Origin of the sequence: Sphingomonas sp. Leaf412, assembly GCF_001425405.1 — a bacterium.
Lineage (GTDB): Bacteria > Pseudomonadota > Alphaproteobacteria > Sphingomonadales > Sphingomonadaceae > Sphingomonas.
Genome location: NZ_LMQP01000003.1, coordinates 454,860 through 466,162 on the forward strand (window position 1 = coordinate 454,860; position 11,303 = coordinate 466,162).

At 65.9% G+C, this 11,303-nt stretch carries 7 protein-coding genes; 4 read left to right on the forward strand and 3 right to left on the reverse strand.

Features of this window, described 5'->3' with window-relative positions:
- The 3 genes from ASG29_RS09330 to ASG29_RS09340 form a co-directional block, all read left to right on the forward strand.
- The coding region (locus tag ASG29_RS09330) for a putative 2OG-Fe(II) oxygenase (protein WP_235532852.1) at positions 1-606 on the forward strand (606 nt) is incomplete at its 5' end.
- The gene (locus tag ASG29_RS09335; RefSeq protein ID WP_055983106.1) at positions 603-2,462 is read left to right on the forward strand and encodes a tetratricopeptide repeat-containing sulfotransferase family protein; all 1,860 of its coding nucleotides are present in this window, start codon (positions 603-605) and stop codon (positions 2,460-2,462) included. The genes ASG29_RS09330 and ASG29_RS09335, both read left to right, overlap by 4 nt.
- Before the next feature lie 602 nt (positions 2,463-3,064).
- The gene (locus ASG29_RS09340; RefSeq protein WP_082515895.1) at positions 3,065-6,031 is read left to right on the forward strand and encodes a TonB-dependent receptor domain-containing protein; all 2,967 of its coding nucleotides are present in this window, start codon (positions 3,065-3,067) and stop codon (positions 6,029-6,031) included.
- A 69-nt stretch (positions 6,032-6,100) separates the two neighbouring features.
- Here the strand turns inward: ASG29_RS09340 and clpB are convergent, their stop codons facing one another.
- The 3 genes from clpB to ASG29_RS09355 form a co-directional block, all read right to left on the reverse strand.
- Positions 6,101-8,695 carry an ATP-dependent chaperone ClpB gene (gene clpB / locus ASG29_RS09345; protein ID WP_055983110.1) on the reverse strand — a complete coding sequence of 865 codons (2,595 nt, stop codon included), beginning with the start codon at positions 8,693-8,695 and terminating at the stop codon, positions 6,101-6,103.
- Between the two features lie 264 nt (positions 8,696-8,959).
- Entirely contained in the window at positions 8,960-9,724 is a 765-nt protein-coding gene (locus ASG29_RS09350) for a glycosyltransferase family 2 protein (RefSeq protein ID WP_055983112.1), read from the reverse strand.
- The gene (locus ASG29_RS09355) at positions 9,721-10,803 is read right to left on the reverse strand and encodes a glycosyltransferase (RefSeq protein ID WP_055983115.1); all 1,083 of its coding nucleotides are present in this window, start codon (positions 10,801-10,803) and stop codon (positions 9,721-9,723) included. The genes ASG29_RS09350 and ASG29_RS09355 overlap by 4 nt, the downstream gene beginning before the upstream one ends.
- Before the next feature lie 44 nt (positions 10,804-10,847).
- On the opposite strand from ASG29_RS09355, the gene ASG29_RS09360 reads away from it, so the two are divergent.
- Positions 10,848-11,303 (forward strand): glycosyltransferase family A protein (locus tag ASG29_RS09360; RefSeq protein WP_156458025.1); only part of this gene is annotated, 456 nt, incomplete at its 3' end.

Sequence of the window (11,303 nt, forward strand, 5' to 3'; positions counted from 1 at the left end):
TGGCGCTGGCTGGAGGGGAACGAGCAATTCGTGCAAGTGTACGACCTTTCGGCGGAAATCGGCGATCTCCCGTCCTTGGCGGCGCTGCTGCGCGAGCTACATATCGCTCGGGACCGCCCGCTCGATCAGTCCGTCCGCGGAGGAACGCAGACCGACGGCCCCTTGCTCGCGCGTGTCGAACCGCAGATCGTCCAGTTGCGCGACATGATCCGAACTGCGGTGAAACGCTATGTCGCGGCGCTGCCGGCGCCTGATCGCGATCATCCCCTTCTCTCCGCGCCGCGCCGGTCCAGTCGTTTCGCGGGGTCCTGGTCGGTTCGACTGACCGCTGGCGGACATCACGCCGATCACGTTCACAGCCACGGCTGGGTCAGTTCGGCGCTGTACGTGGCTTTGCCCGAAGCGATCGAGGGCGATACACATGCAGGCTGGTTGACGCTGGGAGCGTCGAGCGCGCTCATGCCTGATATCCCACCGTTCCGAGAGATCGAGCCTCGGCCCGGGCGGCTCGTACTTTTCCCCTCGACGATGTGGCACGGGACGCGGCCGTTCGCAGCCGGGGAGCGACTTTCGGTCGCCTTCGATGTGGCAAGGATGCGTGCATGAACGGTATAGACCGCGATGCACATGCGATCGGGACGTTGTTGCGGGAGGGGCGCGACGACGAGGCGCGCACGATTACCGCCGCGGCGCTCGCAGCCGGTCGCGACAGTGATGCCGTGCTTGCGTTCGCCGGTTTGCTGTATGCGCGCGCCGGCGACGCGGCGCGGGCGGCAGTCCATCTCGAAGAATTGCTTCGCCGCCGTCCCGATGACCGGGCGACGCGATTGAATCTGGCAGGCGCATTCATCGCGCTCGAGCTATTCGACCGTGTCGCACCGTTGCTGGCGCCGTTGCCGGCAGATCCGGCGGTCGACCGGTTGGCGGCGTTCGCCGCGTTGCGGGGCCATGACGTGGCCCGAGCTCGGGAACTATATCATCGCCTGCTGGGCGTTGCACCTCGGGATGCCGATAGCTGGGCCAACCTTGCGAGCGCCGAGATGGCGCTTGGAGATCACGCCGCAGCGGTGGCGGCGCTGGAGCAGGCGATCACCATCAACCGGCGAGATACTCGTTTTTATCTTGCGCTGGCCGACGTGCTCGGACGCGCCGGCCGGCCCGCCGACCGCCTTCGCGTGATGAACGACGCTGCGGCCATTGCCCCCGACGCCACCGGAGTACAGCTGGCGTTGGGTCTCGCGCAAGCGGCTGCGGAGGAAACCGGTCCGGCGGAGCAATCCTTGCGTCGGGCCGTCGCGTTAATGCCCGACCATCCTGCTGCCTACCTTGAACTCGGCCTGTTATACGAAACCCAGAACAGGCTCGACGAGCTGGATGCGTTGATCGTGGACGCGGGTGATCGCTTAGGCGCCGAACTGGGGCTGTTACGGGCGTGGTCCGCCTTTCGCGCCGGGAATCTCGACGAGGCCGCAGCGATTGCGCGGACCGTGCCGGATACGATCAGTGACCTGAGGCGATGTCACCTTCTCGCGCAACTCGCCGATCGGCGGGGCGACCCAGCTTCGGCATACGCTTTGTTCGAGCGGATGAACGCGGATTCCGTTCGTGGAGCACCACTGCCGGAGGGCCCCACCTATCGCGAAACGGTGCTTGCATCGATCGAGACGCTGCGGGCCATGCCCCCGGCGGTTGTGGCGCTCCAAGATGACGACGTGCCAACACCGACGTTTATCGTCGGATTCCCACGATCGGGAACCACTTTACTAGATACGCTGCTTGGGCAGTTGAGCGACACCGTCATACTGGAGGAGCGGCCGCTAATTGCTACAATTGAGCGCGAGATTGAGGCGAGGAGCAAGAACGGGCAGCTTGATACCGAAATGGTGGGCCTTTTTCGGCAACGCTATGTTGCGCTTCTCGAGCAAGCACTACCAGGCGCTTCATCTCGGCGTATTGTGGACAAGCATCCGCTGCATATGACACGGATTCCGCTGATACACCGACTGTTTCCGGCTGCGCCTGTGATACTGGTCGAACGACATCCGTGCGACGTCGTCCTCAGCTGCTTCATGGCAAACTTTACACTCAATCGTGCGATGCGAAGCTTTGTTAATATTGAGGAAGCGGCACTCACCTACGACGCGGTGTTCACCGCTTGGCATGAAGCGGAACGGCGATTCGATATGAACGTCCTACGGGTGCGATACGAACGACTGGTATCGCAACCGGAAGCGGAACTACGCCGCATTACCGACCACATCGGAGCGATGTTCACACCTGACATTCTCGACAACGTTGCGGCGGCGAAAGTGCGCGGTCCGGCGCGCACTGCCAGTTACTCGCAAGTGACGGAACCGATTTACCAGCGCGCCGTGGCGCGCTGGAAGCGATATCGACGTCAGCTTGAACCTGTCCTGCCTATCCTTGCGCCATGGGCAGAGCGAATGGGCTATGAGGTTTGAGCTTTAATTCTGCTTCCACCGATTAGCCTGCTGACGCTCCACCTCGCGACGATCCAGTGCGCTCTGTTCCGCCCACTCGGCCGCAGTCCGACATTCCCGCTTCTTGCCGAGCCGACTCCCAGTCGTATCCAGCGTCCGACAAACCATCTTGCCTGCCTCGGCCGAGGTCTTCTTTGCGGACGAAACCGGCGCGACTGGGGGAGCAACTTGCGCCGTTAGCGCGGTCGGAGCCACGGCCGCCGCGATGACGAGAGCTACATAATTCGGGCCCATTGGCATGTTCCTGCGTTGCTGGTCGGCGGCCGGATATCATAGCAACATGGACCGGCGCCAGAGGCCTTAGTCGGCGGGCGCCGGGCGGCGGCCGGGAGGCGTCGCAGGCGGCGTTACGTTTCAATGTGTTGCCATAAGCCCCCGACTGTGTCCCGCCTGACACAGACGTCAAAAAATGCGCGCTTTGGTGAGGTCACACCAATTGCACGATGCCGCTTGGGGCACCTAAGCAAGCGTATCACGGCAGGAAAAAGTCAGGATAACTGACCCATGGTGGATAGCTGTGGGATTTAGCTTTGCCGTCGAGTCAGCTTTTTGGGGGTTAGAGTATGAAGACGTTGAAATCCCGCCTCATGACGACTGCAATCATGGGCGGTATTGCGGTGACGGGGCTGCCAGCCTGGGCGCAGGATGCCGACGTGACTCCGCCATCTGCGCAGGTTCCGGTCGATTCGTCCGCCCCGCAGTCGGAAGCCGTCGAGGACGACGCTGTCATCGTTACAGGTTCGCGCATCGTGCGCCCGGATCTGGCCTCGGCCGTTCCTGTTGCAGTGACGACGAGTGCCGACATCCTTCAGGACGCGGCGATCAACATCCAAGACACCTTGCAGCAGTTGCCGCAATTTGGCGTTGGCACCAGCCGCTTCAACTCGAACTTCTCCACGTCGGGTAACGGCGCGGCAACCCTGAACCTTCGTGGCCTGGGCGCGAACCGGACGCTGGTCCTCGTCAACGGTCGCCGCTACGTCGCCGGCTTTGGTGGGTCGGCGACGGTCGACGTCAACAACATTCCGACCGACTTCATCGAGCGCATCGATACCGTTACCGGCGGCACGTCGGCGGTCTACGGTTCGGACGCGATCGCGGGCGTCGTCAACTTCATCATGCGGGATTCGTTCGAAGGCGTGCAGCTGCGTGCGCAGGCCGGCATTTCCGAGCGCGGCGATGCGGGCGGCCAGCTGGTGTCGCTCACTGGCGGTTCGACGATGGCCGACGGTCGCTGGAAGGTGCTCGGCAACCTGACCTACGATCGCTCCGATCAGCTGCTGTCGGTCGGTCGCGACCGTTCGGCGCAGGATTGCGGCATCCCGGTCAGCAATGCCGCCGGCATCGTTTGCGGCCCGGCGTCGTACAGCATCTTCTCGGCGCAGGGGCAGTTCTATTACAACGTGCGCGGCACGGGTGCGAACCCGGTGCTGGAAGTTCCCAACGCCGCCTCGTCGAACTTCAGCTACGACACGTCCAACAATCTGATCTTCGGAACGGGCCCCGGCTTCAACCGTAACGCGGTGCGCTACATCGGCACGCCGGTCGAGCGGTACATGGCAGCGTTCAACACTTCGTTCGAGATCAGCCCGGCGGCGACGGTGTTCCTCGAGACGAATTACAACAAGGTGAAGTCGCGCTCGTCGCTCGAACCGTCGGCGATCGCCATCGGCCTTGTGCCGAACGCCGACGTTGGTTTCTCGATCCCGGCTAGCAATCCGTTCATTCCGACGCCGATCCGGGCCATCATCACGGCACGCAACAGCGATGCGAACCCGGCCAACGACATCACCGGCATCTCGACTCGTCGCCGCTTCAACGAGGTCTTCGATCGCAGCAACGTCAACGATCGTGACACGCTTCGTCTCGCAACCGGTCTCCGTGGTGAGTTCGCGGAAGGCTGGCGCTACGACGCGAGCTACGTCTACGGCCGCTTCTCCGACTACACGCAGAGCGAGACGGCGGTGAAGAGCCGGATCGCTGAGGCGCTGGATGTTGTCTCGGTCGGCGGGCAGTTCGTCTGCCGCAGCGACGCCGCACGTGCCGCCGGCTGTGCTCCTCTCAACCTGTTCGGTGCTGGCAGCGCCAGCCGCGAGGCGTCGGCCTATGTGCAGTCGGACATTCCGCGCAGCCTTCGGGTCATCAACCAGCAGCACGTCGCCAACGCAACGATCTCGGGCTCGCCCTTCTCGCTGTGGGCCGGCGATATCGGCATCGCGGTCGGTGGCGAGTTCCGCCGCGAAACCGCGTCCAGCAACAACGACGCGCTCACCAACGCGGGCCTCAACATCGGCAACCAGGCGCCCGACTTCAGCGGCGCGTTCAACGTGTGGGAAGTGTTCGGCGAGACGAACATCCCGTTGATCCGTGACAGCTTCGTCAAGTATCTCGGGCTCGTCGGCGCGGTGCGCTACTCCGACTACACGACGATCGGCAGCGTCCTGAGCTGGAATGCGGGTGCGGAGTTCGAACCGTTCGACGGCCTGCGGTTCCGCGGCGGCTATGCGCGCGCGAACCGTGCACCGACCATCAACGAGCTGTTCCAGCCGCCGGCGGAAACGTTCGCGGCGGTGGCGGATCCCTGCAACGGCGTGACCGCAACGAACAACCCGGGCGTCAGTGCGACGTTCCCCGGAGGGTTCGGCGCCGTCTGTCGGGCGATCCCCCAGATCCAGGCGGCAATCGCAACGAACGGTGCGTTCAACTACACGCTGTCCGAGCAGCAGGGCATCAACGGGTTTACCGGTGGTAACCCGGACTTGATCGAAGAGACGGCGAACACGGTGACGATCGGTGCGGTCATCACGCCTCGCCAGGCGCCGGGCTTCAGCTTCACGGTGGACTACTTCAACATCCGTTTGGAGAACGGCATCAATACGCTGGGTCGTCAGTTCTCGATCCAGCAATGCCTCCAGTCGGGCGATCCGGTCTTCTGTTCGCAGGTGATCCGCAACGCCACCGGCCGGCTGCAGACCGTGAACGGGCAGCTCATCAACGTCGCGCAGACGCTGACGGACGGTCTGGACATCGGTGGCCGCTATGCCCGTACGCTCGAATCGGGTAACCGCATCGACCTCTCGGTCAACTACTCGCGGCGCTTCCGTTACGAGACGCAGGCGAACCCGGTTGCTCCGGTGGTCGAGAACCTCGGAACCGCTGGTGCCCAGCTTCACAAGCACCGTATCTTCGGGCGCGCGTCCTACGAGTTCCAGGACACGTTCCAGGTCGGTTGGCAGATGACTTATTTGGGTGGCGCGGTGTCGAGCGTAACGTTCGCCAACAGCAATCCGGCGATCGAGGCGCTGAACAAGATTCCGGTCTACACCTACCACGACCTTCAGCTGCGCTGGAACGTCGATCCGGAACAGCGATTCAGCTTCTACTTCAACGTCAACAACGTGTTCGACAAGCAGCCGCCGTTCCTTCCCGGGTCGCCGTTCGCAGCGTCGATCACGGGCACGGAAACGCAGGCCGATGTCTACGATCCGGTCGGTCGCAGCTTCATCGCGGGCATCCGCGCGCGGTTCTGATCGTCGGGTCTGCGAAAACGGAAAGGGCCGCCCCTCGGGGCGGCCCTTTTTGGTTTCGGGGAACGGATACTAGCCCACGGTCAACGCCAGCCTCCCGTCCCCCTCATCCACGTGGACCGTGGCCCCGTCCTTCACGTCGCCGCGCAGGATCAGGTCCGCCAGCGGGTCCTGCACGTGGCGCTGTACCGCGCGCTTCAGCGGGCGGGCGCCGTATACCGGGTCGTAGCCGACGCGGCCCAGCCACGCGCGCGCGGCGTCGGTCAGGTCGAGCGCGATCTTGCGATCGGCCAGCAACTTGCCGACGCGCGCCACCTGGATGTCGACGATCGGCCCCATGTGCGCCTGACCCAGGCGGTGGAACAGGATCACCTCGTCCAGTCGGTTCAGGAATTCCGGGCGGAAATGCGCGCGGACGATATCCATCACCTGCGGTTCGACCGCCTCGACGTCCTGCCCCTCGTCCAGGTTCGACAGATACTGGCTGCCGAGATTCGACGTCAGGATGATGAGCGTGTTGCTGAAATCGACCGTGCGGCCCTGTCCATCGGTCAGGCGACCGTCGTCCAGTACCTGCAACAGGACGTTGAAGACGTCGGCATGCGCCTTCTCCACCTCGTCGAACAGCACGACCTGATACGGGCGGCGGCGGACGGCTTCGGTCAGGACGCCGCCTTCCTCGTAGCCGACATAGCCGGGGGGGGCACCGATCAGGCGCGACACCGCGTGCTTCTCCATGAACTCGCTCATGTCGATGCGGACCATGGCGTTGGGATCGTCGAACAGGAATTCGGCCAGCGCCTTGGTCAGTTCGGTCTTGCCCACGCCCGTCGGCCCGAGGAACAGGAAGCTGCCGAGCGGGCGGTTGGGGTCCTGTAGCCCCGCGCGCGCGCGGCGGACCGCGGTGGAGACGGCGCGGACTGCCTCCGCCTGACCGATGACGCGCTTGCCGATCACCTCTTCCATGCGCAGCAATTTGTCGCGCTCGCCCTGCAACATCCGTTCGACCGGCACCCCGGTCCAGCGGCTGACGACGCCCGCGATGTCGTCCGCGGTCACTTCCTCGCGCAGCATCGCGCGCCCCCTGATTTCTTGGGCGGTCGTCGCCTGCGCGTCGAGAAGCTGGCGCTCCAGCGCGGGGATGCGGCCGTAGGACAGCTCGCCCGCCTTCGCGAGGTCGCCCTGCCGCTGCGCCTGTTCCAGTTCCAGCCGCGCGGCGTCGAGCTGCTCCTTCAGCTTCGCCTCGCCCGCGATCTTGTCCTTTTCCGCCTGCCAGCGTTGCGTCAGGACGGCGGACTGTTCCTCCAGGTTGACCAGCTCGCCCTCCAGCGTGCCGAGGCGGTCGACGCTGGCGGCGTCGGTTTCGCGCTTCAGCCCCTCGCGCTCGATCTTCAGGCGCAGGATGCGGCGGTCGAGCGCCTCGATCTCCTCGGGCTTGCTCTCCACTTCCATGCGGATGCGCGACGCCGCCTCGTCCATCAGGTCGATCGCCTTGTCGGGCAGGAAGCGGTCGGTGATGTAGCGGTTGGACAGCGTCGCCGCGGACACCAGCGCGCCATCGGTGATGCGCACGCCGTGGTGGAGTTCGTATTTCTCCTTCAGTCCGCGCAGGATGCTGATCGTGTCCTCGACGGTCGGTTCGCCGACGAACACGGGCTGGAACCGCCGCTGGAGCGCGGGATCCTTTTCGACATACTTGCGATATTCGTCGAGCGTGGTGGCGCCGACGCAATGAAGCTCGCCGCGCGCGAGCGCGGGTTTCAGGAGGTTGCCCGCATCCATCGCGCCTTCGGATTTGCCCGCGCCGATCAACTGGTGCATCTCGTCGATGAACAGGACGATGTCGCCGTCCGCGGCCTTCACCTCGTCCAGCACGCCCTTCAGCCGTTCCTCGAACTCGCCACGATATTTCGCGCCCGCGATCAACGCGCCCATGTCGAGCGCCATCAGACGGCGGTCCTTCAGCGTGTCGGGCACGTCGCCGTTGGCGATGCGCAGCGCGAGGCCCTCCGCGATCGCGGTCTTGCCGACGCCGGGTTCGCCGATCAGCGCGGGATTGTTCTTGGTCCGGCGCGCCAGGATCTGGATCGTGCGGCGGATCTCCTCGTCGCGGCCGATGACGGGGTCCAGCTTTCCGTCACGCGCCGCCTGCGTCAGGTCGCGCGCGAACTTCTTCAGCGCGTCGTAGCGGTCCTCCGCCGATTGCGTGTCGGCGGTACGCCCGCCGCGTACGGCGTTGATCGCGGTGTTCAGCGCCTCCGGCGTCGCGTTCGCGGCCTTCAGCGCCTTGCCCGCCGCGGTGTTGAGCGACAGCGCGAGCGCGACCAGCAGGCGCTCGACGGTGACGTAGCTGTCCCCCGCCTTCGTCGCGATCTGTTCCGCCTGATCCAGCACGCGCACCGCGTCGGCGGACAGGCCGGGCTGGTTCTGCGCGCCCGATCCGGACACGGCAGGGATGCGCGCGAGCGCGGCGTCGGTCTCCGCCACCGCGCGGCGCGGGTCGCCGCCCGCCGCGGTGATGAGGCCCGCGGCCATGCCCTGCTCATCCTCCAGCAACGCCTTCAGAATGTGCTCGGGCAGGATCTGCTGGTGGCTCAGGCGGATCGCGACGGTCTGCGCGGATTGCAGGAAGCCCTTCGCGCGGTCGGTGAATTTTTCGAGGTTCATCTGTCGTCCCTGTACTCGTGGGGCTGAGATGGTGTTGCCGATGGGCAACACAAGGGGCTGGGTGTGCGTGCATGGGAAGAAGAAGATGGTTCACGCGGAGGCGCGGAGGCGCGGAGGCGCAGAGGTGGTGCGCATGTTCTCCGCCCCGGCTGCGCCAGCAGCCTTTCGCTCCAGGCGGCCGTGAAAGTGAAAAGTCTCGCTGGCGCGAGACAGTGCCGCGGGCGGGTCACCTCTGCGCCTCCGCGTCTCTGCGCGAACGACCTTCTACCTTTTCTCCCACGTTTTCTCGCGCAGGTTCAGGTGCGTCGCCTTGCGCGCCGCGAGGCGGGGGCCGAGGAAGCGGTGGAAGTACCAGTCCTTCGCAGCGCTCGGCGTGAGATGGTAGAGCAGCCGCTCGCCGAGCGTCCAGCGGACGCGTGTCCGGTCGCTGCGGCGGGGGGAGGGGATGCACCACAGGTCGAACGGGTAGACCGCGCGACCGTGGTGCAACACGCGTTCCATCACCTCGTGATCCATCAGGACGTAGCGCCAGTGGCGTTCGGCATAGCCCCCCGCGGCGACGAGCGCGGCGGTGCGGAAGGTCTGGCCGAAGCCGCCGGTATGCGTCTGCTTCGGCCAAAGGCGGCTGACGACCTGGTTATGCCGCCGCTTGCGCAGCGCCTGTTTCGCGTCGCGCGACACGTCGGTCGCCATCGCCGCCACGACGCCGGGACGGTCGAGCGCGGCCTGTGCCGTGGCGAGGTAATGCGGCGGGTAGAACGTGTCGGCGTCACCGAATGCGACGAGGTCGGTGGCGATATGCGGCATCGCGGCTTCGAGCGCGAATATCTTGCCGGCGCGCGTTTCGGTCAGGTGGACGACCTCCACCCCGTCCAGCGGCATCCGCGCGATCCGCGCCGACGCGTCGGTCGAGCCGTTGTCCACCAGCAACAGGCGGAACGGCTTCACCGTCTGTGCCGCAAGGCTGGCGAGCGTGTCGGCGAGATAGTCCGCCTCGTTGTAATAGGCGATGACGAACGTCCATCTCATGCGCCGACCTCCGCAAACGCCAGCAGGCGGCGGCAGGCGGGGACGCTGGATGTCAGGCCGTGCGTCGCCACCGCATGCCGTCGCGCCGCGCCGCCCATCGCGGACAGGCGGACGGGGTCGGCCAGCAGCGCCGCGACCGCCCCGCGATAGTCGCGATCACCGACCAGCAGGCCGCAATCCGGCGGCACCACATCTTCCCCGATGCGGTCGCGGAACGCCACCACCGGCCGGCCGCACGCCATCGCCTCCACGATCGCGCGGGGGAAGTAATCGCGGCGCCCGGCGTGGAAATAGATGTGCGCCGCCGCGAGCAGCGCGGGGACCTGCGCATTCGCGACATGCCCCAGCCATTCGATCTCGGGATAGCGCCGCGCCAGCGCTTCGGCGTCCGGACCCGCGCCCGCCACCGCGACGCGATGTTCCACCGACAGCGCGCCGACCTCGTCGAAGCTTTTCCAGCGTGTCAGCCGACTGACCGATACGACGTCCCACCGCGCGCCCGCCATCGCCGGGCGGAACAGGTCGGTGTCGATCGACTTGGGCAGCCGTTCGAACCGGTCCGCGTCGATGCTTTTGCGCCAGAAGCGCGGGGCGGGGCGCATCAGCGCGGCTTCCTGGATCGCGCCCTCGGTGAAGAGCAGTGCGGCGTGGGGGACCAGCCGGCTCCAGTAATCGCCGCCGATGACGAGGGCGAAGCGGCGCGCATCGGGTTTCAGCGCGCGATCGAACAGGCGATAGCCCGCGCCGCCGTTCGTGCCGACGACGACGAACAGATCCGCCGGATCGGCGCGCGCGGCGGCGACCATCGCGTCGCTGAAATGATCGCGCGACTTCGTACCGCCGCCGTCCTTCGCGAAGAGTCGGATGCGATAGGACGCGCCGGCCGCATCGGGGAAGCGGGGCGCTGGCGACACATGCTCCGCGTCCTCCTGCGCCACGCCCCACAACTCGACATCCGCCCCCATGGCGGATAGGAGCGCGGGCATCCGTCGGTCGCGATTGTCCCACCGCAGCCATTCGGCGGGATCCGCGACGGAATGATACGCCGGATAGGACAGGACGAAGACGATGCGGGTCATGGCTTGGCGGCGGTGGGTATCAGTGCGGGCCGGCGCTGCCTAGCATGGCTTCCGCGAATACGGGGCCGTCGATCCCGCTCCCCGCGCCGTTCGCCGACGATGGCCCGCGCATCTCCTGCCTGATGGTGACGGCGAACCGCCGCCGGCTGGCGCAGCGGTCGATCGATTGCTTCCTGGCGCAACGTTATCCGAACCGCGAACTGGTGATCGTCGACGACGGAACGGAGGATTATACGCCGATCCTGTCCGCGGTGCCCGCGGATCGCCTGATCCACCACCGCCTGCCCAAGGACCCGGCGACGACGCTGGGGGAATTGCGCAACCTCACGCTGGACCTGGCGCGCGGGGAGCTGATCTCGCAATGGGATGATGACGACTGGTTCGATCCCGCGCGACTGGTCGAACAGATGGCGCTGATCGGGAATCGCGCCGCCATCTGGTGTCCCGCCGCGCTGATGCACCTCGATGACCCGGCGTGGATCGAGCGGCCGTACGTGGGG